General features: G+C 40.7%; 30 protein-coding genes. 3 read left to right on the forward strand and 27 right to left on the reverse strand.

The window, feature by feature from the left end; translation table 11 throughout:
* Positions 1-13: 13 nt before the first annotated feature.
* The 6 genes from D7D50_RS09755 to pbp2b all read right to left on the reverse strand — a co-directional run bounded on the left by D7D50_RS09755 (position 14) and on the right by pbp2b (position 6,866).
* On the reverse strand, positions 14-715 hold the full coding sequence (locus D7D50_RS09755; protein ID WP_120702208.1) for a YwaF family protein: 702 nt from the start codon (positions 713-715) through the stop codon (positions 14-16).
* A gap of 29 nt (positions 716-744) precedes the next feature.
* Positions 745-1,356 (reverse strand): NUDIX hydrolase, encoded by a 612-nt coding sequence (locus D7D50_RS09760; protein ID WP_023022628.1) that lies wholly within the window; start codon positions 1,354-1,356, stop codon positions 745-747.
* Positions 1,346-2,716, reverse strand: coding sequence for a UDP-N-acetylmuramoyl-tripeptide--D-alanyl-D-alanine ligase (locus D7D50_RS09765; protein WP_120702210.1), 1,371 nt, complete (start codon positions 2,714-2,716; stop codon positions 1,346-1,348). The genes D7D50_RS09760 and D7D50_RS09765 overlap by 11 nt, the downstream gene beginning before the upstream one ends.
* Before the next feature lie 88 nt (positions 2,717-2,804).
* The gene (locus D7D50_RS09770; protein ID WP_023026556.1) at positions 2,805-3,851 is read right to left on the reverse strand and encodes a D-alanine--D-alanine ligase; all 1,047 of its coding nucleotides are present in this window, start codon (positions 3,849-3,851) and stop codon (positions 2,805-2,807) included.
* A 326-nt stretch (positions 3,852-4,177) separates the two neighbouring features.
* Positions 4,178-4,774 (reverse strand): recombination mediator RecR, encoded by a 597-nt coding sequence (gene recR, locus D7D50_RS09780; protein WP_006596694.1) that lies wholly within the window; start codon positions 4,772-4,774, stop codon positions 4,178-4,180.
* 10 nt (positions 4,775-4,784) lie between these two features.
* On the reverse strand, positions 4,785-6,866 hold the full coding sequence (gene pbp2b / locus D7D50_RS09785; protein ID WP_120702212.1) for a penicillin-binding protein PBP2B: 2,082 nt from the start codon (positions 6,864-6,866) through the stop codon (positions 4,785-4,787).
* A 316-nt stretch (positions 6,867-7,182) separates the two neighbouring features.
* Between pbp2b and D7D50_RS09790 the strand changes: the two genes are divergently transcribed.
* The 3 genes from D7D50_RS09790 to D7D50_RS09805 all read left to right on the forward strand — a co-directional run bounded on the left by D7D50_RS09790 (position 7,183) and on the right by D7D50_RS09805 (position 9,171).
* Positions 7,183-8,010 (forward strand): exodeoxyribonuclease III, encoded by an 828-nt coding sequence (locus tag D7D50_RS09790; RefSeq protein WP_120702214.1) that lies wholly within the window; start codon positions 7,183-7,185, stop codon positions 8,008-8,010.
* An 11-nt stretch (positions 8,011-8,021) separates the two neighbouring features.
* Positions 8,022-8,408 (forward strand): bleomycin resistance protein, encoded by a 387-nt coding sequence (locus tag D7D50_RS09795; RefSeq protein WP_120702216.1) that lies wholly within the window; start codon positions 8,022-8,024, stop codon positions 8,406-8,408.
* 169 nt (positions 8,409-8,577) lie between these two features.
* On the forward strand, positions 8,578-9,171 hold the full coding sequence (locus D7D50_RS09805; RefSeq protein ID WP_120702219.1) for a helix-turn-helix domain-containing protein: 594 nt from the start codon (positions 8,578-8,580) through the stop codon (positions 9,169-9,171).
* Between the two features lie 25 nt (positions 9,172-9,196).
* Here the strand turns inward: D7D50_RS09805 and nth are convergent, their stop codons facing one another.
* The 21 genes from nth to D7D50_RS09910 form a co-directional block, all read right to left on the reverse strand.
* Positions 9,197-9,826: an endonuclease III gene (gene nth, locus D7D50_RS09810; RefSeq protein ID WP_120702221.1), complete on the reverse strand. Its 630-nt coding sequence runs from the start codon at positions 9,824-9,826 to the stop codon at positions 9,197-9,199.
* 258 nt (positions 9,827-10,084) lie between these two features.
* The gene (locus tag D7D50_RS09815) at positions 10,085-10,393 is read right to left on the reverse strand and encodes a YjgN family protein (protein ID WP_120702223.1); all 309 of its coding nucleotides are present in this window, start codon (positions 10,391-10,393) and stop codon (positions 10,085-10,087) included.
* Between the two features lie 21 nt (positions 10,394-10,414).
* Positions 10,415-11,107, reverse strand: a complete 693-nt coding sequence (locus D7D50_RS09820; protein ID WP_120702225.1) for a 5'-methylthioadenosine/adenosylhomocysteine nucleosidase — start codon at positions 11,105-11,107, stop codon at positions 10,415-10,417.
* 27 nt (positions 11,108-11,134) lie between these two features.
* Positions 11,135-11,473: a cell wall synthase accessory phosphoprotein MacP gene (macP, locus tag D7D50_RS09825; protein WP_023022604.1), complete on the reverse strand. Its 339-nt coding sequence runs from the start codon at positions 11,471-11,473 to the stop codon at positions 11,135-11,137.
* A gap of 18 nt (positions 11,474-11,491) precedes the next feature.
* Complete coding sequence (locus tag D7D50_RS09830; protein ID WP_023022601.1) at positions 11,492-12,040, reverse strand: NUDIX hydrolase; 549 nt, start codon at positions 12,038-12,040, stop codon at positions 11,492-11,494.
* Between the two features lie 9 nt (positions 12,041-12,049).
* Positions 12,050-13,429: a bifunctional UDP-N-acetylglucosamine diphosphorylase/glucosamine-1-phosphate N-acetyltransferase GlmU gene (gene glmU, locus D7D50_RS09835; protein ID WP_120702227.1), complete on the reverse strand. Its 1,380-nt coding sequence runs from the start codon at positions 13,427-13,429 to the stop codon at positions 12,050-12,052.
* A 137-nt stretch (positions 13,430-13,566) separates the two neighbouring features.
* Positions 13,567-13,707, reverse strand: a complete 141-nt coding sequence (locus D7D50_RS10285; RefSeq protein ID WP_227877742.1) for a hypothetical protein — start codon at positions 13,705-13,707, stop codon at positions 13,567-13,569.
* 53 nt (positions 13,708-13,760) lie between these two features.
* Entirely contained in the window at positions 13,761-14,201 is a 441-nt protein-coding gene (locus tag D7D50_RS09845; protein WP_120702229.1) for an ASCH domain-containing protein, read from the reverse strand.
* Positions 14,143-15,045, reverse strand: a complete 903-nt coding sequence (locus D7D50_RS09850; RefSeq protein WP_120702231.1) for a putative PEP-binding protein — start codon at positions 15,043-15,045, stop codon at positions 14,143-14,145. The genes D7D50_RS09845 and D7D50_RS09850 overlap by 59 nt, the downstream gene beginning before the upstream one ends.
* Positions 15,046-15,086: 41 nt before the next feature.
* Positions 15,087-15,815: a GNAT family N-acetyltransferase gene (locus tag D7D50_RS09855; RefSeq protein ID WP_120702233.1), complete on the reverse strand. Its 729-nt coding sequence runs from the start codon at positions 15,813-15,815 to the stop codon at positions 15,087-15,089.
* Entirely contained in the window at positions 15,802-16,302 is a 501-nt protein-coding gene (locus D7D50_RS09860) for an NUDIX hydrolase (protein WP_120702235.1), read from the reverse strand. Before D7D50_RS09860 ends, D7D50_RS09855 begins: the two co-directional genes overlap by 14 nt.
* A 39-nt stretch (positions 16,303-16,341) precedes the next feature.
* Entirely contained in the window at positions 16,342-16,947 is a 606-nt protein-coding gene (locus D7D50_RS09865; protein WP_120702237.1) for a DUF6707 family protein, read from the reverse strand.
* Between the two features lie 72 nt (positions 16,948-17,019).
* Positions 17,020-17,571 (reverse strand): hypothetical protein, encoded by a 552-nt coding sequence (locus tag D7D50_RS09870; protein ID WP_023022587.1) that lies wholly within the window; start codon positions 17,569-17,571, stop codon positions 17,020-17,022.
* Positions 17,572-17,593: 22 nt separating this feature from the next.
* Complete coding sequence (locus D7D50_RS09875; RefSeq protein WP_023022585.1) at positions 17,594-18,181, reverse strand: SMI1/KNR4 family protein; 588 nt, start codon at positions 18,179-18,181, stop codon at positions 17,594-17,596.
* A gap of 64 nt (positions 18,182-18,245) precedes the next feature.
* Positions 18,246-18,605 (reverse strand): hypothetical protein, encoded by a 360-nt coding sequence (locus D7D50_RS09880; RefSeq protein WP_023022583.1) that lies wholly within the window; start codon positions 18,603-18,605, stop codon positions 18,246-18,248.
* A gap of 208 nt (positions 18,606-18,813) precedes the next feature.
* Positions 18,814-19,176 carry a hypothetical protein gene (locus D7D50_RS09885; protein WP_224781601.1) on the reverse strand — a complete coding sequence of 121 codons (363 nt, stop codon included), beginning with the start codon at positions 19,174-19,176 and terminating at the stop codon, positions 18,814-18,816.
* Positions 19,177-19,308: 132 nt separating this feature from the next.
* Positions 19,309-19,854 (reverse strand): DUF4304 domain-containing protein, encoded by a 546-nt coding sequence (locus D7D50_RS09890; protein ID WP_023022580.1) that lies wholly within the window; start codon positions 19,852-19,854, stop codon positions 19,309-19,311.
* Positions 19,855-19,904: 50 nt separating this feature from the next.
* On the reverse strand, positions 19,905-20,225 hold the full coding sequence (locus tag D7D50_RS09895; RefSeq protein WP_023022578.1) for a hypothetical protein: 321 nt from the start codon (positions 20,223-20,225) through the stop codon (positions 19,905-19,907).
* A gap of 100 nt (positions 20,226-20,325) precedes the next feature.
* The gene (locus tag D7D50_RS09900) at positions 20,326-21,018 is read right to left on the reverse strand and encodes an Imm43 family immunity protein (RefSeq protein WP_120702239.1); all 693 of its coding nucleotides are present in this window, start codon (positions 21,016-21,018) and stop codon (positions 20,326-20,328) included.
* A gap of 247 nt (positions 21,019-21,265) precedes the next feature.
* On the reverse strand, positions 21,266-22,195 hold the full coding sequence (locus D7D50_RS09905) for a hypothetical protein (RefSeq protein WP_120702241.1): 930 nt from the start codon (positions 22,193-22,195) through the stop codon (positions 21,266-21,268).
* Positions 22,196-22,282: 87 nt separating this feature from the next.
* Positions 22,283-22,681 (reverse strand): NTF2 fold immunity protein, encoded by a 399-nt coding sequence (locus D7D50_RS09910; RefSeq protein ID WP_120702243.1) that lies wholly within the window; start codon positions 22,679-22,681, stop codon positions 22,283-22,285.
* Positions 22,682-22,683: the final 2 nt, after the last annotated feature.

The raw sequence follows: 22,683 nt of genomic DNA on the forward strand, positions 1-22,683 counted from the left end.
GCTCATCAATTTTCTATTCTGAACGTGAAACGACCGTCTCTTCAACCATCTTGTATTTGTACTTATAACGCTGGTTGACCAAGCAAATTCCAGCTACCATCACCAAGCTAACCAAAAGGTAGTTCAGGAGAGCACCATGGTCCCCAATGATTGGTGGACGCCGTAAGAAGCCATAATCTCCTTTCGTCAAAAGGTTGACCAAGAAAATCAAGGCATTCATGCCAAAAGTGATCTTGAAAATTCTCAAGCTGTCTTGTTTTTCAGATTGATAATGATCCTGTAGGTAAATCAAACTATTGGCAAGCAAGGCCCAGTGGCTAAAAATTAGATTCAACACAGTGATATGAGGGAATGGGAAAGGATCAAAGGCCGGATACACCAAGGCCGCAATCGATCCTAAAACTCCCAAGAGAGCAAAATATTGCTTAATATAGGTCCCCTTAGGGGCAAAGAGAATCACCAACATGGCCAAGCGGCAATGATAAAAAGGCAAATTATCCGTCAAAGGCATGTGGGCAAGAATATACCAAGCATTGATGGCCAAGACTTGGATCAACTGTGCCCAATACCAAAAGCGTTGGTAGCTTTTGGACTGCGCATATCTGATGGAAAAGTAACCAACCACCAACAAAGAAGCTGGCAGAATGAAATACCAGAGCCCAAACTCAGGCGGGGCTGATTTTTGGTTCGTAAACAATAAATCCCAAAGTGTCATTTTATATCCCTTTAATTTATAAATCGTTTTTAATCACAATACAAATCTCGTTTCCCATCATAAACCTCCCAAAGGAAGTTCAATTGTTCTTCTGTATTGCGCTTGGTAGAAAGAGCAGGTATTTTTTCTCTCTCAAAAAAGGCAAGGTCGGAAATTTCCTGGTTCTTTTCAAAATTTCCATCTAATAATTCACATTCAAATACCAATTTCACATATTGGCGACTTTGCAATTGGTAGCGATTGGTATCAAATACTGCCAACAATCTGATTACACGCGCAGAATAGCCCGTTTCTTCTTGGATTTCCTTTAAAATGTTTTCCGTCGGAGAATAGCCAACCTCACCAAAGCCACCCGGCAAGGCCCAGGTCTCTTCTCCCTGACCTTTCACCAGACAAAGTTTTCCATCTTTGACAATCCATGCCCTAACATCAATCAAGGGAGTGTCGTAATGGTCTGTCGGGCGAAACAAATCCGATAATTCTTGTGGATTCAAATCAGTCGCTTCTCTCACAAGATCCTGTAAAATGGCACGAATATCCTGATAGCGCTCTTGATCAAATGGATCTTTTGAGAACGCTAAGCCTGTATTAGTGATTGAAATCAAGCGCTGAATGTTCTTTAGCACATTATTACTCGCCATTCTCCAACTCCTCTACCAATTTGGCTAAATTCATAGAATTGCTTCCCTTGATGAGGATTTGGTCCTGCTCTTTTAAGCTTTCCTTGACTTGTTTGACCAGGTCCTCAAACTGGTCTTTCTCAGCGGTCTTTTTGAAATAATAGACATGTCCGAGTGGGAACATCTGACTCGCTAATTGAGCCAGTCCCGCAATATCTTGACCGTAGAAAATAACGGTATCCAAGACATCCGGTGACAGGCTGAGAATCATTTGGTTGTGCAGATCAATAGATTGCTCCCCTAGTTCTTTCATATCCGCTAAGACCGCTAGCTTGCGGCCATTTGGATTGGCAGGAATGGTCGAGAAGGTTTCTAAAATCAGGCGCATGGCCGTCGGATTGGCATTGTAGACATCGGATAGGATATCCGCTCCGTTACTTGCCTTCTTCCATTCTGTACGGTTCTTAGTAAGCTCTAAGCCTTTAAAGCTTGCACGGATGGCCTCTTCACTGACTCCTTCTTTCAAGGCAACATAGGCCGCAATCATGGCATTGGTCGCATTGTATTTGCCTGTGACAGGTAAGTCAATAGCATCTGATAAGAAATTCGCTTCAAAGGTTAGGCTGTCCTTGCGTTCCTCCAACTTGGTAATACTGATATCTGCTCCTTCACCAAAGCGCACAAGCTCTTGTTGACTCGGTAAAAAATCCTCGACAATAGGATCGGCTGGTACTAGGAGCAAGCCTCCAGATGGCATGCCGTCCGCAATTTGCAATTTCCCTTTAGCGATTTCTTTGCGATCTTTGAAAAACTCCAGGTGAGCTTCCCCAATAAGGGTCACGATTGCTGCCTTTGGATGCGCAATTTCTGAGAGAAGATGGATATCTCCCAGATGGTCCTGTCCCATTTCAAGGACAAGCTTCTCTGTCCCTTCTGGCATATGGAGAACCGTATAAGGAAGGCCAATTTCGTTATTATAGTTCCCTTGTGTTTTATAGGTTTTATAAGTAGTAGATAATAACTGAGCTAACATATCTTTGGTCGTTGTCTTACCGTTTGAACCTGTGACCGCCAAGACATCTACTTGACTCTTCTCCAAAACATATTGAGCTAATTTTTGAAAGGCCCCTAGAACATCATCTACCAACAAATACGGGTGGCCTTCTACTTCTTTTTCAGACAAGGTCGCTACAGCCCCATTTTCAAAGGCGGTTTCAATAAAATCATGCCCATCACGCGCCCCCTTGAGAGGGACAAAGAGGTCCCCCGGACCAATAAGACGACTATCAAATTCTGGCTTCTGTAAATCAAAATCTTCAAATTGACTGATATCATTGCGAATAGCCAGGACACGAGCCACTTCGTGCAAGGTTACATTCATGGTATTCTCCTCTAAAAAGTGGGAGCAGGAAGAAAAGCGACTCCTCTATGAGTTGACTTCATCTCCCACTCCCGCTAGGAACAGTTTCTTAAAGTAAGTGCGCTTCACGCTTTTCAAAGGTTTCTTTGGCTAATTCTACCAAGCGCTCGATTAAATCAGGATAGGCCAAGCCCATGTTATCCCAAAGTAAAGGATACATAGACCATTGGGTAAAGCCAGGCATGGTATTGAGCTCATTCAAGTAGATGCCCCCGTCCTCTGTGTAGAAGAAATCACAACGGGAGAGACCTTTGCCACCAATGGCACGGAAGGCTAGTTCTGCATTCTGACGCATGGTCGCAGCAACTTCTGCAGGAATTTCAGCTGGAATCGCCATCGTAATCTTATTATCGATGTATTTGGCTTCGTAGTCATAGAAGGCTACATCTTTGACCACTTCACCAGGTAGGGTGCTCTTGACATCGTAGTTGCCTAACAATCCTACTTCGATTTCGCGCGCTACGACACCTTGCTCAACCAAAACACGGCTATCATATTTAAAGGCCAATTCCAAAGACTTGCGAAGTTCTGCTTGGTTCTCTGCTTTTGAAATCCCGACACTAGAGCCCATATTAGAAGGCTTGGTAAAGACCGGATAGGTCAATTCCTTTTCGATTAAGGCAATCTTAGCTTCTAGCTCATCTCCTTCAAGGACAGCCACATAAGGAACTTGTGGAATCCCTGCAGATTCTAGGACCCGTTTGGTGGTAATCTTGTCCATCGCCACACTAGAAGAAAGGATATCACATCCCACATAAGGGAGTTTCAATACTTCTAGGAAACCTTGAACCGATCCATCTTCTCCCATCGGTCCGTGAAGGACTGGAAAGACAACCGCTCCTTCTTGGGAGATACTGCTCGGAGATACTTTAGCGTCCCAATCAATGGTTTCATTGGTCATCAAGCGTTCTGTTTCAGCAGGTTTCTCTTCAAAAGTTTGAGTCTTGATGAAGTCTCCAGCTTGAGTAATGAAATAGGTCTCAACAGAATACATGTCATAATTAATCGCCCGCATGACGCTTTCAGCGGAAAGCACAGACACTTCGCGCTCTGCGCTACGGCCACCATAAAGAAGTACAATTTTTTCTTTTGCCATTGTTTGGTCCTAATCCTTTATTTAATTTTGTGCTTCATAATCGACTTATCAAAAGCACTCCTCACATACGAGTTCGTCCCTCTAGTATACCACACTTTAAAAAGAAAGAAAACGAGTGAGAACACCTAAAAAACAAAAAAGAGAGTGGGACAGAAATCGGTAATTCGTTAGAATTCGATTTCGTCGTCCCACCTCCGCACAGTTGAGTAGGGATGTAAAAGCTGATGAAATCAGCGTAGTAGAGCCCACTCAACCACTGCGTCTTGCTCGACAATCCAAAGACAATTGAGAGGCTAGGACTTTTGTCCCAGCCTCTCTGTAACCGCTTATAACTCGGTTCGATTTTCGATAGCCCGAAGAAGGGTCACTTCATCCGCATACTCGATATCGGCTCCGACGGCTAATCCACGTGCCAGGCGGGTCACTTTGATACCAGCTGGTTTGAGGACGCGTGAGATATACATAGAAGTTGCTTCCCCATCTGCTGTTGCATTGGTCGCCACAATCACTTCTTGGACCTCATGATCCATTAATCGTGTGATCAAGGACTTGAGATTAATATCATCCGGTCCGACCCCATTCATGGGCGAAATCAAGCCATGAAGGACATGGTAGCGTCCGTGGTACTCCTGGATATTTTCCATGGCCGACACATCTCGACTATCTTCCACCACTAAGATGGTCGATGGATCGCGAGTCTCGTCTCGACAAATGGCACACTCTTCTTCATCTGTTAGGTTCCCACAGATGGAACAATAGCTTAATTCCCGCTTTGCTGACAAAAGATTCTTTGCAAACTCATTGACATCATCATCACTCATTCCGATGGTATAAAAGGCCAGACGAGTTGCTGTCTTGATCCCAATACCAGGGAGCTTCGAATAACTTTCAATTAATTTTGCGATAGGTGTTGGATAGAGCATAGCTTCCTTTCTAATTCATAGGATGTTTTTGCTGGTAGAGATTGATAATCTCTCTGGTAATACTGTGACTGACTGTCGCTTGGAGATTAGTATTATGTGGGAAGACCACTGCAACTGCAATCTGAGGATTTTCAGACGGAGCATAGGCGATGACATTGGTGTTTACAGCAGGGGTCCCACCATTTACAAATGTTTCTGCAGTCCCAGTTTTCGCACTGATTGGTACCGCCGCACCTTCTCCGATGGTTTTACCAGTCGAAAAGCCACTGGTTCCATATACTACCTGATAAAAACCTTGTTTAATGATGTCTAGGTTTTCAGGTGATATAGCCACTTGGTTGAGTTCTTTTGTTGCAATCTCTTCTTTCAGAGGACCCAAACCTCCCTTGGCATCATTCTCATAGATTCCTTGAACCAGGTGTGGAGCCACGCGTTTCCCATCGTTGGCAATGGTTGCCACATATTGAGCCAACTGCATAGGCGTATAGTTATCAAACTGACCAAAAGCGTCTGTTAAGTAATTGCCAATCGAATACTCTTTGGGAACATAGCCCGTTGATTCATTTGGAAGGTCTATCCCTGTTTCCGCTCCCAGACCATAGGAGGCGAAAGTCGAACGCAACTTCTCCATAGCAGGATCCAATTGATCTGTCTTTAAGGTCATATTAGGCTGATAGGGTTGGCCCATCAAACCAAGAGCAATCTGCACCATATAGGTGTTGGAAGAATATTCTAACGCTTGCACCGCATTGATTTCTCGGCTTCCAAACTGGGTGAACCAAGAAGTGATTGGAGTTGAACCAGAAAATGAGATTGGTTGATCCAACAAGACTTGGTTCCCAGAAATCACCCCATTTTCCCATCCTGCTGTCAAGGTAGCCGCTTTAACGACAGATCCTGGGACAAAGACATTGGTCACTGTTCCTAAAGCATCAGGGGTAAGATCTTGTGAACCGGCTTCATGCTTCATCCCCGCCATAGCAAGGATTTTACCCGTTTTTGGATCCAAGGCAACAGCATAGACCCCTTCTGAGTAGGTCGCATTGCCAGCAGCTAACTCTGCCTGGAAGGACTTTCTCAAGATATCTTCCACTCCTCTTTGGAAATCCAAATCAATCGAAAGCTTGATATTATTTCCCTTGCTTCCTTTTGAGAGGGTTTTGATCTTTTCGACATTGCCATTCTTGTCCAAATGGATCTCTTTTTCAACCCGTTCTCCTTGGAGAACAGACTCATATTGTTTTTCTAAATAAGAAGTTCCGACGCGATCATTTAAGGCGTAGCCTTTTTCCAAATAATCATCGGCTTCTTCAGCTGGTAGGCCGGCTTGCTCTGTCGACACACTACCGACAATAGAAGCCAAAGGACTATCGACTACTTTTCGATCCCAACTCGTAATCACTTCAAATCCTGGAAATTCTTTTAAATGATCTTTGACTGTCGTCACCTGCTCATCGGACATCGGATCCGTCACAATCGTAGCACTGGCGAAGTTTTCGACTGCATTCATTTGGCTAAAGAGATAGATGGCCTTTTTTTCTTCATCCGTATAGCCTAATTTAGCTGGGTCAATACTGTCCACCGCATACTGGTAGATTTTTGCTTCTGGAAGTGGGTTACCATCCGTATCGATGCGTTCCTCCTTAGGCAGTTTGTCCACTACTTCTTTGTAGACTTCTGTGTTTGCGAGATAAAAGTCAATTTCTTGACGCTTGGTGACTTGAGGATTTGACACGCTTACGTAATTTAGGAGAAGCTGTGCTGTTTGACGCATCTCTTCCGCAGTAAATTTGTTGCTACGTGTAAAGGACAAGACCTTCTTATCGACATTCTCCACTAGTGGCTGACCAGAAGCATCATAAATCTGTCCCCGGATACTTCCTCTTGTTAAATGTTTTTTGGTAGCTTTTGCTAATTTTTGTGTATAAAAGCCTTGATGAGTAATCTGCATATACCCTAGTCGAGCAATTAAAATCAAAAAGAGGGTACAGACTAGACTGAATAACAAATAAAGTCGTCTAGTAATCCACCGATTATCAAATTTTCTCACCTTTGCATTCGCTTTTTTTGAACGTTTAGATTTTCGAGCCATACCTCTCCTTTCATCTGGATTCTCAGCCCCAGCCCCTATCAAGGCAACCTAAAAATAGGATAACTTTAAAGGGAACCTGAGGAATATTTCTATTTTAAACTCAACCTCCATTATAGCACATTTCATCCAGACGCGAGTCGCTAGACCGGATAAAAAAATAGCCATTCTGAACTCCATGGCAACTATTCTTTTAGCAATATGAACAATATAAACAATTTTCTACCAAAAGCGGATCCTTCCTCAAATCACAAGAGACTGGAGACTGGATATTTTTTGGTATAATAGTAGCATCGACAAAGTTAGTAAAGGAAACGATATGAAACTAATCTCATGGAATATTGACTCATTGAATGCCGCCTTGACGAGTGACTCTGCGCGCGCGAAGCTCTCGCAAGACGTCCTCCAAACCTTGGTAGCCGAGGATGCGGATATCATTGCCATTCAGGAAACAAAATTATCTGCCAAAGGACCAACGAAAAAACACTTAGAGGTCTTAGAAGAGCTTTTCCCTGGATATGAAAACACTTGGCGGTCATCTGTAGAACCCGCTCGTAAAGGATATGCAGGAACCATGTTCCTCTACAAAAAAGAATTGACACCAATAGTAAGCTTCCCAGAAATCGGTGCTCCTTCTACCATGGACCTCGAAGGTCGCATTATTACTCTTGAATTTGATGACTTCTTTGTGACCCAGGTCTATACTCCGAATGCTGGAGATGGGCTCAAACGTTTGGAAGAACGTCAAATCTGGGATGCCAAATACGCAGACTACTTGGCGGAACTAGATCAACAAAAGCCAGTTCTGGCAACAGGAGACTACAACGTAGCTCACAAGGAAATCGACTTGGCCAATCCAGCCAGCAACCGTCGTTCCCCAGGCTTTACCGATGAAGAGCGCGCTGGCTTCACCAACTTGCTAGCCAAAGGATTCACTGATACTTTCCGCCACTTGCATGGGGACCTTCCAGATCAATATACTTGGTGGGCACAACGTAGCAAGACATCTAAAATCAACAATACAGGCTGGAGAATCGACTACTGGCTCACTTCTAACCGCATTGCAGACAAGGTGACCAAGTCAGCTATGATTGACTCCGGCGCCCGTCAAGACCATACACCAATTGTCATGGAGATTGATCTATAAGGAGAAAACGAATGGACTATCAAGCTGTCATCCCTGAATTTGTCGTATCGGATATCGAGAAATCGCGTCACTTCTACTGCGACTTATTGGGATTCTCTATCCAATACGAGCGTCCTGAGGAGAAATTTCTCTTCCTCTCGCTTGAAGACTGCCAACTTATGCTAGAAGAAGGCAGCGCAGAAGAATTAGCCCAACTGACTTATCCTTTCGGGCGCGGTGTCAATATTTCCTTTGGCATCAAGGATGTCCCTCAGCTCCACCAAAAACTGCTGGAAGCTGATTATCCCATCCATCGTCCGCTGACAAAAAGAGAATTTCGAGTGGGGGATAGCTTCATTTATCCCCATGAATTTGCGATTTTGGATCCGGATGGTTACTTTTTACGATTTAGTGAATAAGAAAAAGGAGGCTGCTGGCCCCTTTTTCAATAGGAAAATATGAATTGACAGACCTGAAATCCAGTGACAAAAATCTTTGCGAAAGCCTATGAAATCAACATGTCAAAGAACTTTGATAGCCGTTTTTTGTATAAATGAGTAGAATGAAATCAGGAAGCGAGGAAATCTTATGCAAGTCGGAAAACAAATCCAGCATTATCGTAAAGAGAAAAATTTATCTCAAGACGATTTAGCTGAAATCATCTTTGTCAGCCGTCAATCCATTTCCAACTGGGAACGCGGCGCGACCTACCCTGATATTCAAAATCTGCTCTTATTAAGCAAGGTCTTTGAAGTGTCATTGGACAAACTAGTCAAAGGAGATTTGGAAACCATGAAACAGATTATTCATGACCAAGAATTTATGCGCTATCAAAAAGATGAAGTGGTCTTTAGCTTACTGCTAATTGGCAGTCCTATCATCAGCATTCCCCTAATTCTTTATTTGGATAGGTACGGCATACTTATTAGTTGCTTGATTTTTGCTGTCGCTCTATTCTACGCCCTACGCATTGAGAAATTCAAGAAAAAGCATAATCTTCGTACTTATCGCCAGATTGTCGCCTATGAACAAGGACGCAGTCTGAGCGAGATTGAAGAAGCGGAAGAAAGGGGTAAAGCTCCCTACCAAAGAATCCTCCTTCCTATTCTATTTTGCCTTGGAATTGGCGCTATTACTCTACTGATTTCTTGGCTCTTACTTACTTTCTTCCCTATCAAATAAAAGCGAAGTCATTAGACCTCGCTTTTTAACTGTCTTTAAAGTTATACAATTGCGGATAGTGATCACATTCGGGATTTTTAGGATGGCAGATAGCCCGTCCAAAATAGATCATGGCCTGATGAGCTGGGAGCCAGCGTTCAGGAGGAAGAACGTCCATGACTCGTTTTTCCACTTCTAATGGTGTTGCTGATTTCTTGACGATGTCATGGTGCTTGCAAATCCGCTCTACATGGGTATCAACAGCAAAGGCAGGAATTCCGAAACCGACACTCATGACCACATTGGCTGTTTTACGTCCCACTCCGGCTAAACTCTCCAGTTCCTCCCGTGTCTGAGGGACTTGGCCATCAAAGTTGTCCAACAATTGTTGGGCACATTTTTTGAGAAACTTAGCCTTATTGCGATAGAGACCTAATTTGGAAATATGCTTGGCAATGTCGGCTTCACTAGCGACCGCCATGGCTTGAGGAGTTGGGAAGGCTTCAAACAAGGCAGGAGTTGCCTTATTAACCGCGGCATCCGTTGTTTGAGCAGAGAGCATCACCGCTACTAATAATTCAAAATGATTGCGAAAATCCAAACTTGGCTGAGCATCCGGAAAGAGGGCAATAATTTCTTCAATCACATGACGTGCCCTTTTTTTTGATAAGACCATAACTTCTCCTTTGCATTACTAGACTATATTATAACATGAAGGAGCAATAGTGGTTAAAGAAATGGCTTCACAAAAAGAGGCTAGGACAAAAGTCCTGGCCTCTCAATTGTCTTTGGATTGTCGAGTAAGACGCAGTGGTTGAATGGGCTCTACTACGCTGATTTCATCAGCTTTTACAGCCCTACTCAACTTTGCGGAGGTGGGACGACGAAATCGAATTCTAACGAATTACCGATTTCTGTCCCACTCTCTTTTCTATTAGTCTATAAAATGAGTATGTTTGGTAATCCATTGAGTGACCTTAATATTTAACCAGAACACATAGATTCCAAATGTAATGATGGTAAAGAACCACCATTTGATCCAATTACCAAACAATTGCATAGCTGTTCCATCAAAGTATTGACGATGACCATCAATCACGGTATGCTTGATCTTCCAGTTATACATAATACACATGCCCCAAGGAGCACATATACCGAAAGTAAATACTGTAATAATGGTCGCTAGAATCACGTGACCGATATATGAAAATAGGCCTCCATCAAAATATGATTCACGATACATTTTCAATCTCTCTATCTTTTTCTATACTAATCTCTTCAAGAAAGTCATTAAGGTTTGAGCAGAGCGCTCGCCAGCCTCTACGATAAATTCATCAAAAGAGATATTAGCTGCATGATCTGCCGTGTCACTCATAGCCCGAATGACCATGAAAGGACGGCCGGCTGCATGAGCCGCTTGGGCAATGGCTGCCCCTTCCATCTCAACGGCCAATACTTCTGGGAAATGTTCTCGAATCGCTGCGACTTTTTCTTCACTCGCGATAAAGCTATCTCCAGTCGCAATCAGGCCTACATGGGTTGGTGTTTGTTCCTCAGCTAGAACTTTTTTCATCTCTGATACAAAATAACGGCTGGATTCAAAGTAGAGTGGTTGCCCTGCCATCTGGCCATAGGCATACCCAAAAGCTGTCACATCAACATCGTGGTAGACCAATTTGTCCGCAAGGACGATATCTCCAACATCCATCCCTGGTGCTACAGCACCTGCAGAACCTGTATTGATAATGGCTTCCACTTTAAAATCATTGGCCAATACAGCCACACTCATGGCTGACATGACCTTGCCGATGCCACTTTCAACCAAGACGACCTCATGGCGACCAATCGATCCTGTATAGTAGACCTTTCCTAGGCGAAGATGTTTCTCGCCATTCTGCAAAGCTTCCACTAAGATTTTTAACTCTTGGGGCATGGCCGCAATGATTCCAATTTTCATATTCGTTACTCCTTTGGTAGACGCTCCTTATAGGCGCCAAATTGCAAGAATTAACAAGATGAGGAGCAGGATGACCCAAAATAAGATCTTATTCAATTTTGATTGAATCACCTCATCTTTTTGGTTCTCAATCCGACGGCTCTTGGTCACAGTAGGTTGGACTCTGATCGGAATAGTCTCCTGAGGATACGATGCTCCACGTCCACTATCTACTTCCCTTGAAGTCACTGGCCGTTCATAACCAAATCCCCTGTTTCCTGTCGGGAGAATTTTTGTTTCTTCCTCATCAAAGAGCGGGGGACCAGAGATAGCTTCTCCCCGGTTTGCCCGCTCAATCATTTCATCTGTTAATAAAGGTTTGCCCATCGGTGTCTCCTCTATTCTTTATTTGTTTTGTAGGTGTTTCCAATATTGAACTGCCATGATGGTTTTAGCATCACAGATATCACCCGTTTGGATCAAATCCTCAGCTTCTGCTAAAGTCACCTCAAGGAGTTCCAAGGTCTCGTCTTCATCTTGAGGGCGAGGATTTTCCACTTTTTTCAAGTTGGTCGCAACATAGAGTTTGATCCGCTCGTTACAAAATCCAATGGCAGAATAAAAATCATACAACAACTCTAGATCCGCTGTATAACCAATTTCTTCTTCCAATTCACGCAGAGCAGCTGCTTGAGGATCCGCATTTTCACCCTTTTCCAACTTCCCTGCTGGAATCTCTACAGAAGTCCTTTCGATCGCCTTGCGGTACTGCTTGACCAAGATCGTTTTACCATCTTCTGTGATCGGCAAAACCGCTACTGCTCCATTATGGAAGATTAAATCACGCTGCGCTTGACCTTTTCCATCAGGTAGTTCCACTTGATCTGTGACTACTTGGAAAATCGGTCCTTGATAAATCTCCTTGCGCTCAATGGTTTTTTCTTCAAATTGCATGAAAATCTCCTATTTATTTTTAGGATGGTGGGGAAAGCGGGTCGCGTACTCATCCTTATTGACTTGACGACCACGACCAATCGCAATCGCATCTGCTGGTACATCCTTGGTAATGGTAGATCCAGCACCGACTAGAGAATTATCTCCTAGCTCAACTGGAGCAATGATGGTCGAATTCGAACCGACAAAGACATTGTTGCCAATTACTGTCTTGTATTTATTTTTCCCATCATAGTTGACGGTAATGGTTCCCGCACCAAAGTTGACGTTGCTACCGACTTCACAGTTGCCAATGTAGGTCAGATGACCAGCTTTGGTATTTTCGCCAATAGACGAACCTTTGACTTCGACAAAGTTTCCAATATGGACATCTTTTGCCAAGCTAGATCCAGGACGAATATGGGCGTAAGGTCCTACTGTCACACCATCCGCTACCGTGCTCTCTTCAATCATAGAGTTGGTAATAACGGCACCTGAACCGATTTCACTGTCCACGATATAGGTTCCATTGGTTAAGACTGTCTCAGCCCCAATTTTTGTGTGCCCTTTTAGAGTGACATTGGCTTCGATTTGTACTTCTGGTGCGATCTCAACATCGATATCGATATAGGCCGCATCAGGATTAACAAAGCTCACTCCATTCACCATATGAGCTTGGTTAATGCGGCAACGCATGATGCCTTCTGCTGTCGCAAGGGCTACGCGGTCGTTAACGCCGAGGCTTTCATCAAAGTCTTTGAGCGTATAGGCTCCAACTTTCTCTCCTGCTTCTCGGAAAATCCCAATCACGTCTGTGATATAGTATTCGCCTTGGGCATTGTTGGTGTTGATATTCTTCAACGCTTCAAAGAGGCGGGCATTGTCAAAGACATAAGTTCCTGTATTGATTTCTTTGATTTGCTTTTCAAAATCTGTCGCATCTTTTTGCTCGACGATGCGAAGCACTTCCGCATTGTCATTACGGACAATCCGGCCATAACCAAATGGATTAGCTGCCTCTGCTGTTAAAATCGTTGCCACATTCTTGTGGTTGATATGGAAATCGATCAAGTGTTTGAGGCTTTCACCCGTAATCAAAGGTGTATCCCCTGCAATGACAAGGGTGTGACCTTCCAAGGCTTCAAGAACTGGCTCCGCCATCATCACAGCGTGACCTGTTCCTAACTGCTCCGTTTGCTTGACAAATTCTGTTTGTCCCGCTAAGACTTGCTCTACCAATTCCGCCTTGTGTCCAACCACTGTGACCGTTTTTTCAGGCTCAATGGCTCCGACACTACGGAAAACATGCTCCAACATAGAAATCCCTGCAACCTTGTGAAGAACCTTGGGCAAATCTGACTTCATGCGAGTACCCTTACCCGCTGCTAAAATAATGGCATAATTTGGCATAGACATTCTCTTTTCTGTACAATATCGCTTACATTATATCATTTTTTAGCCCTTTTGGAAAATAAGACCCGAACCAAAGGGAGTGGGAAAGAACTTCGACTAATTAAACAAAAGTTGAAAAGGTTCCCCAAACCTTTTCAATTTTCCCACCCCCGCACAGCTCCAACAGTCTGGGAGACTGTTGGAGGTTGCAGATAAAGAAAACATGGTTTTCCATCTTCATAGGTCATCTTTGGAGCTAAGTAGCGAACAAAGATGCCAATCAACCACTGCGTCATACAGTTATTCCTATTAAACATCGAAGGCTGGACAGTTTTTGCCCAGCCTCGTTCTACAATGGATAAACCTTGCGAAATTCCTCTAAAACCACCTTGCTGTCAGGGGTAAAAATCAACCCCGCTTCCTCCAGCCACTCCGTGAAAAACTCCTCATGAACCTGCCGCCAATAAGCTAAGGATTTATCTCCTTCACCTTCCTTGAAGGCATGGTCAGCAGACACTTGATGGAAGGGCTGAACAGAAACCTTGGTAATTTCGACAATGCAGACAGCCTGATCTTGACTATCTAAAATGACATCAAAGGTCCCTTCTTGCGGAAGAGATTCGCCTTCTAGTGCGTAAAGGTCATAAGCTGAAGCAGTTGCCGTCTTTTCACCTTTTAAAACCAAATCAGCCAAGAGATCAGCTTCCACTCCAAAAGCCCAGGCATCGATTTCATCTCCAATCAAGGGGTTGATTTGTTTGTAGACATTCCACATTTCTTGCGGTGTCATGGGTTCTCCTTTGTAATTTTTTACTTTCTTCTTTTATATGTTTAAGATGGTCTGGATGGTCAATTTCTAAATCAAAAATCTCTGGAATAGAGCTGTAATGGAGAATACATTCGATACCCATCTGATTCATTTTTTGTATGAAAGAAGTATTCAGATAGCCTGCTACAGCAAAATCAATCTTTTTCATCCTTGCTTTATCCTGCATCTGTCTCAACATATCTAACATAATTGGACTTTCCATATCATGCCATTGACTGTTTCTCACAGTCGCAAAAATAAAAGAAGTTAAATCATTCATTCCAACTACAATCTTTGAAATACCAGTTTCCAGTATCCTGTCCAAGTCGAAATAAGCTGATGGTAATTCAATCATCGTGCCGACTTTCCCGGTAAAACCATACTGACGCAATACTGTAATAGCTTGTTTTAATTGTTCGGCATCATTGACAAAAGGAAAAATAACAGACAGATTGAGATTGGTTTGAAAAACTTCTGTAACAACATTTGTCTCAGCCTGAAATTCATCTGGACACGCCAACAAACGCCTGATACCTCTGTATCCAAATAAGGGGTGGCGTTCGTCAAAATACTCTTTAGTCCCGTCTAGACTATTTGCTTCTGCATTTGTTAACTCTGAAAAGCGATACCAGACTTCTTCATCTGAGTACAAATGACAAATAGTGTCTAGATAATCTTTCACAAATTGCTGACAATTTGGTAACAGGATGTTTTGGTTGAGCTCTCTTAGCAAGTATTCCCCACGAATCATACCAATGTGGTGAAATAGTTGAAGATAAACTTTTTCAATAATTTTTTCTCCACTAAGAGCCAGTTGATTTTGCATGTCCATTCACCTCGTCTTATAAGATACAATATCAGATATCATTATACGACACTTTCCTTTAGTTCAAAAGCTTCATAAGGTTCAACTAACTCATATCCTAAAAATTCTGCTACTTTTTTGGAAGCCTCGTTATGAGCATCCCAAAGTGGAAATATATCTCTATTCAAACTCTCTAGAATCATTGCAGCACCAAGTTTTTTAGCAAATCCATTTCCTTGTTTGTCTGGTCTAATTGCAACTTCCACTTCAACTGCACCTTGGTAAACTAACCCTGAGGAAATCCCAGCAATCAGTTCTTTATTTTTAAGAATCACAAAACCAAATCCACCTTTTAAAGCAAAATCCTGGTAGGACTCAAAATCCCCCTGTAAATCTTGTGACCATTCTTCCTCAGAAAGGCAGTTATAAATACGACTATCAATAGGTACAATATTGTAATCTTCCTCTAACTGACTAACTAGATCATTTAGAAATTCAACTTGAAAATTTGCCTTATCTTTAAAAGAATAACGAGTAAAAGAAATTAGCTCCACTTTCTGATGCAGAAAATCTTGCCAATTGGTATTTTCTGAAATAATAATCTTATAATCTAAACCATATTGCCTAACAAAATCTTCCCAAAATCTGGAATCCAACTCCCCTGCTAGGTATAAAAAATTCCCAATATCATAAAAGCTCGTTGTCCTATCACTGTTTCGATAAACAGTCCCGATTTGAGATTTAAGACCATAGAGAACCATATATTTCTTCCATGTTTTAAATAGTTCCATTATCCCCCATCTTTACCTTCCAATTCTTATAGCTTGTCCGTTCTAATTCTGGAAATCCTCGCAACTCTGCCTTGGCCTTCAATACTAAAGGCGAAGCATTGTCTGCAGTAATCTCTTCTAAATTCAACCAAATTGCATTTGCTGAATCATTGCTTCCATCAAGAAGCTCCTGAGGAAGGGATTGTTGAGAGCGTTTGAAATCGAGTACGATATCATAAAAGGCCATGATATGGTGTACTGCGAAATCTTGCCCTTCTTCCTGAACCAGCACATCATAAATCCTAGGATTTAAGTAACGGCTAAGAGTATAGCCCGTCTCTTCCATAACTTCTCTCTTGAGGGTTTCCGTCAACCCCTCACCGAGTTCCTGACTACCACCCGGTAGGTCAAAACGATGCTGATAGGGGCCTCTTGTTTTTTCAATACAGAGCAATTTCCCATTCTCATAGCAAATGCCATAGACACCAAAGTGATTTTTGATTTCCATTTTCTACTCTTTCTAAAAATCCAAAATTGCTAGCTCACCTTATCCTTTAAAAGGAAAGAGGCTATAAATTTCATGCTCCTTGATATACTTCTTTAGTATCTCCATATTCTCTTCGATTTTTGTCTGAATATCTGTCTCTTCACAAGTTGACTCAGTAATAAAGAGGTGAATCTTCAACAAATCTGCCAAGTATAGCAGACGACGTTCCATTTCTGATTCAGGGCTTGGAGCCTTTTCGATTTTTGCAAGCTTTTGCTCCAGGCTATCGCCATTCAAAAATCTCTGATGAACTCTCCTTCTAATTTTTTGAGTTGATTCCTCCCCTTGTTCTAACGGAGACAAAAGGAGTTTTTTATAGACGAATACCTGATTTTCTACCTCTCTTTCCAGATAAGCCAATAAAACCAGAGAGCTATCAATAAAGGTCCAGGTGTTAAAATTCCCTTCAAATGGAACCTGTATGATCCTATCTAATAATTCCTTAGCCGTTTCCTCTTGACCATCCAGATAAAGTAAATAGGCCAGATGATTCAGTGATTCGAGATAGACAGCTTGGGTCTTCTTATTCTTTTTGGGTACAAGACTGATATAGGATGCTAAATCAACATCATTTTCAACCTCTTCAATTAGTTCTTTAACATTCATTTCTTTTCTCCTATCCAGTTCATTTTTTGTTATAGAGAAGGGCTTTAATTGCAAATCTATCTCAGCTCACTCTTACCTTAATAGAAATTCTTTCGCTGTCGCTTGGACGTCTGGGGAAAGGTAGTGCTCTATTAAGTCACCTGTCCCAGCAATAAATTCCTCCAGAGGGACATCTTCTCTTTGGCCCCAAAAATTTGAAAAAGCGAAATAGAACTCCAAAAACTCCGTCAAACTATCGCTGAGTTTGTAGAAAATAGGATCTCCAGGCCTGCCCGCGTAAACTGGAGAACTTTCATCTTGCATATCACAGAAAAGAATATCGTCTGTATCTGTAGTAGCGAATATCTGGTATTGCCCTTCACTAAACTGAAGAACATCTTGTAAGGCCCAACATTCGACTGTCCTGGTAGGAGAATCTAATGGCAACAAAATGATATTAAAATTTTGATTGGCAAAAGATAAATCCTCTTTGAACACTATATGTTGATAGTAATCAAGTAATTCTCCTGTCAAATTGAAAGACTGGGTACTTAATTTTGTATCTGAAAAACTCACCGATTGGGGGATAAACGTTGTTTCCTCATAGAGTCTAATGATCTTTTTTAATACAGTAACTACTGCCATTTTTTCTCCTTGGTCATTCCTCTTACGTCTCCTTTAAGAATTCCAGCCATATCTGCAGATCTGGATTTAACTCATGTGCTATCTCAGCATGCTTCCTATAATCCATATCCAAGTAGCCTTGTTCATTCCGGAAAATAATACCTTGTTCAAAACAGTTTTTAAGAGCTATGAGCATAGATTCTAATGACTGGTATTCTACCTGAGGATCCTCTTCATACACGTAGAAACCAAGTATATGCCCCTGAGCTTCTGAAGCTAGATTCATGGCATAAAAATCTCCCCCTCCGCTGGCAAAAATTGGAAACCAGCATTGATTCCAAGTAGAAGTCTTCCTCAACTCCTGATAGGTCTGGATACTTTCTTCCAGAGACATCAAATAGAAACCAGGAAAAAATGCCAGCTCACCGAGTGTGATTCCCTCACAATCTTTTGATCCGTTTCTCCAAGTATAAAGGGCACGCAAGTCCTGAGTTGGCTGCAATGGGATTTCCTCAAACAATTCTTGAATTTTTTGAGAAGATATTCCCGAATTAAGATGGTCTAAACAAGGATGATCTAACTGTTGGAGACATTTTTCAATCTCATTTAATAATTGGGGGATCATTTCCATTTGTTCTCCTTGCCTTGTAAATCATTAGAGACGAGTTCCTTCGTCCCTAGAAAAGAGATTACGATTATTCAATCCCATCCTCTTTGTTATACTCTATCATGCATTTTACCGCATATTCCACCCATTCCCAAAAATCGTTAAACTCTTTTCGTTGCTCCCATCCTTCGGTAGCAAAATCATGAATGAGTTGGACCTTATTGCCCTTTCCTATTTCAAAACAAGCTGTATCATCACAATCTCCTCTTTTAGCAAATGGAATCAACTTTCGGGTTGGGTACCTTTCCTGCAATCCCTCATACAAAGACAGGGCCCATTCTGAATCTAACAGATACCAAATATCAAAATCAACTAAATTGAGTTCGATCAATTTTTTAAACGATTCAGGATACTGAAATATCCTTTCATCCAGTAAATAGTTTTTCATCTCTTATTTCTCCTTTTAGAATCATCAAACCATTCTTTCTTGCCTATCCGCTATTTTGCGTAAGTACTCTTCCCATGTGAGGATTATAAACCTTAAATAGATCATCCTCACTCAGCTAAGTCTTGGGTTGAGGCTGTCAACTACTCTTAAAATACGCGACCTCGAAGTCCATAAATTTCATTCTTAAAATTCAAAGGAAAATAGATGACTAGTCTGAGATGGACAAATAAGAGACTAATATATCCTTAACCAATTCTAGAAAGGCAACTTTATTTCTTGGCTCTTTTGAAGCAAAACCAAATTCATATTCAAAAAAATGCTCAACCACTTTATCTCCAGCCCGTATAACATCCTCAATGGTCTCAAGCACTTGCTTCTGCTTCTCTTCTTCTAGGCTCAAGAAATCCTCTTTCACAAATGCATCAAATACTTTAAGGACATCTTCCTTTTTACTCATATCAAAAGGATATAGAAACTCAGCCTCTTCACTGGTTACAACATTACTTTCTATGGACATCATTAGGTTCCACAATACTAAATAGTGTCTATGAAAATTATCTCTACTTTTCAACTTTTCCCCCAATTTTTGCGACACATCCTTTACTGAACAGGTTTAGACTAGCATTCTTGACTATTACTTACTTTATTGAGAAACTCTCCCCTTTGACCATCATCCCTTCCTAATCTCAAATTACTGGTAATATTATTTTAAAACTTCTCCCGAACGAATATAGGTTTTAAAGAAGTTTTTAGGTACAGAGGCAATCTTAGGTGTAATGGATAAGCCATAGTTTGCAAAATCTAAAGCTACCTTCTCAGAATCGATGGTATCATAATACTCAACATACAATCTGCATAAGTTCACTTTGGTGATAGAGAATTCTTTTAGCAACCCATCCTTCTCAAGATCCTTCTCGGGATTTATGCTTGAAAATACGGTAGGATACGATGAATACTGAGTAGTAAAATCGATGGCCTCTTGGACAGCATTTTCCAATTCAGCTTGATCCATGCCATTTCTATTATCGATAGAACCTAATCGAGTCCTTAGAGCACAATCCACTTCTTCTAACAGTCCCGAGTCCAGAAAGAGGGGATGAATGCCAATATTAACGAAATAGGCAGTCCCATCTGATTTTCGTTGAAAATAGATCACCGTGTAAAAATCATGATTGATTTTATAATAGTTATTGGTTCGCTTTAGTCGCGAAAAGCCATTTTTTACGAAGAGTTCTTTGGCCTCTTTCATTTCATTACCTGCTCTTTCATAGGATGTTAAGAGTTGTTCGTTACAGTTTACTAGGAGTCTAAATGGATATAGATCATTCCTACAACTTTTCCATTCTCAATATTGTATTGTTTCACTGTATCTATGTAGCCAATCAATCCTTCATCACTAATCTCTTCTAGCGTTGCTGGTACTATGTTATCTTTTAATTTAAAATCCCTAGCTTTATTCATGTTACCTACATCCTCAATGGAGGTCCAAAAAAGCATATATTCATCGCAATAAAAATAGATCTGATCATCACAAAACTCCGGTATTTTACAGAACTCAACTCCGTCACTTTGCCTTTCTATCGCTCCACTATCTTGATAAACAAAGTATGTTTTCTTCATATCTTATCTCTCCTTTTAGAAGCATTTTCTTCTGATATTTTCTGCCTGAAATCTCGAATGATGTAGACTAGAGTCTTATTTTTTAAAGGAATACTTAATGTTAGGGTAATTTAGGCTTTGCTCTTTTTAATAAACTAGTAAAATCCTTAAAACTATTCTTACAATATTCTTCTTGAGCTGTTTCAATCGGTAAAAAACGAATGCCTCGACCACAGTGATTCGTTTCGATGGCTTCTTTTACTTCCTCCGTAACGACAAAGCCAGCCGCTGCAAGTAATTCAACCCTTCCAGGCTTAAAAATATCATAGTCAACATCCTCTTTTAAGACCAGTTTTCTTGAAACTGTATACATCGTTTTAGAAGGTAATGATTCTGTTTTCTCATAATCAATAAAATCAGGAGCAGGATTATCTTTGGTATAGGTATTAAATTTTAATAGATAAAAGTCAGGAGATTCCATGACATCGCCATTCACTGTAAATTTAAGCTTTTTCCAAACATGACCTTGAATCTTGAATTGTTTAAAAATGGTTGCTAACTTTTTAGAAAGGATAAAACCATGGGAATACCAATAATAATCATAATCAAAATTTATTTTATTTATGTATTGTTTTTTATTCACAAAATTATAATAGATCACATCAGGACAATTTGGATCGTAAATATAATCTATTGGTTTAGTCCATTCTTCTTCGTAAGGTTTTTTTTGTATTTCAAAATCAACTCGCCCATATTCAACATCAAAATTAAAAGTCTTATTGGATTTATCATCCATTATAAAATAATAATTCATCGTTTTCTCCTAGCTTAATCTACCTTTACAATTAATAATTCTAGATTTTGGTTTTACCATTGCCCCTATCAGTAACTTCTATACTTTTTACCAGCTTTTAATGCATCTAAAGCAGCCTCTGTTACAGAAAGCTGTTCATTATCAAGAGCAAAATCTCTGGCTTTTAGTATTTGCTGATTGCTGTTCGTTTACTTTTTTTATTTGAAATTCTTTTGTTCCTATTGACTTCTCCATGTATTCTACATTGCTACTCTAAGATTGTTCCAAGTATCATCTTATTTTGCTCGGATATCTGAAAGTCATCCATGAAATAGGGTAAAAAGTCATCAAGCAAGGGATGGCTAAGACCGTCGATTGGGAGGCCTCTTTTCTGACGTTCTTTTAGTAAAACTAAGATTTCAATTGGGAAATACTGCCATAGTAAGGTATTGAAGTCTACTAAATGACTATCTTTGGTGTTCGCTAAATGATAATCACACATGGATAAAATTGTTTCTCTAAAAACATCAACATCCTCTGAAAAAATAGTTTCCATAACCTGTTTATAGGCATCATTCACATTATGATAAGGGTTCGAGTCCAAGGGTTTATATTTAGCATCACAGGCATTTTCGAGCAAGCTAGCTAACCGGTCTCCCTGTCCATTTCCATAAAGAAAAACGACTAAAGGCAATAAACTCTTGGCTGAAAAGAAAATAACTTTTTTCCCTTTTTCAACTTGGGCTTCTTTAAAATAGGCTAATTTATCAATTAAAAATTCTACATAAGTATCATCTAAATAGGCAAGGGCAAATAAGATATTCAAACAACTATCTGTATCAAAGTTTGAGCCACCTTTAGCTAAATATTTAGCAGAAGCCATATCACCCATTACAGAACAAAAACAGCCGTTTAGTAAAGATTGATAGGTTTCTGATGTTTTACTTTCTATAAAGTTAGAGACTAGAGGATACGGACTTATAGAATCAATCATATCTACATAATCATACAGGTATGATCTTATCTCACCATTTTCTTCGTAGTTAACTTGAACGCTTTTCTTATCAGATTTTAGAGCTGTTAAAATGGACTCAGTATTAGATAGGTTTTCTGCCTCTAAGTGAAAATCTCTGGCCTTCAGTATTTTATTTTTGATAGTTGTTAGTTTTCTTTTTTGATTTGAAAGTGTTTTATTCATATTGACCTCTAAAATTTCATTTCTTACACTCAACTACCGGTGTTTTTGAGGTTCATCTCTTTCCGTCTTCCTACATTATCCAGTATATCACAAGGAAGAATTGATCCACTTCCCATCATCGAGCCATTTTTTCTTATCAATCCACCATTTCCCCTTTTGAAACACCATTTGAAAACGATAGAGAGTTTCTATACCAGAACGATTCTCCTTGATATAAATATAAGCTTGATTCCCGTCATGCTCTTCATCAACGATGGGATGCGTTTCTATTTTATAGTCAAACGGAAACCGGACGGATAAAGATAATTCCCTTGCTCTGAGTGGTTTTTTAGATATACAAAACTGATTAAAAATAGTAGCTAATTCATCCTTCAACATCTCTTTATCAGCTTTATTTCTTAAGTTCCTAGTGGCCTTTTTCTCCCAAGTATACATAGCCTGCATAAACTGGAGTAAGGTTTCTTTTGCTAGATTCGTATGAGTCATGT

The organism is Streptococcus koreensis, assembly GCF_003627135.1.
Taxonomy (GTDB): domain Bacteria; phylum Bacillota; class Bacilli; order Lactobacillales; family Streptococcaceae; genus Streptococcus; species Streptococcus ilei.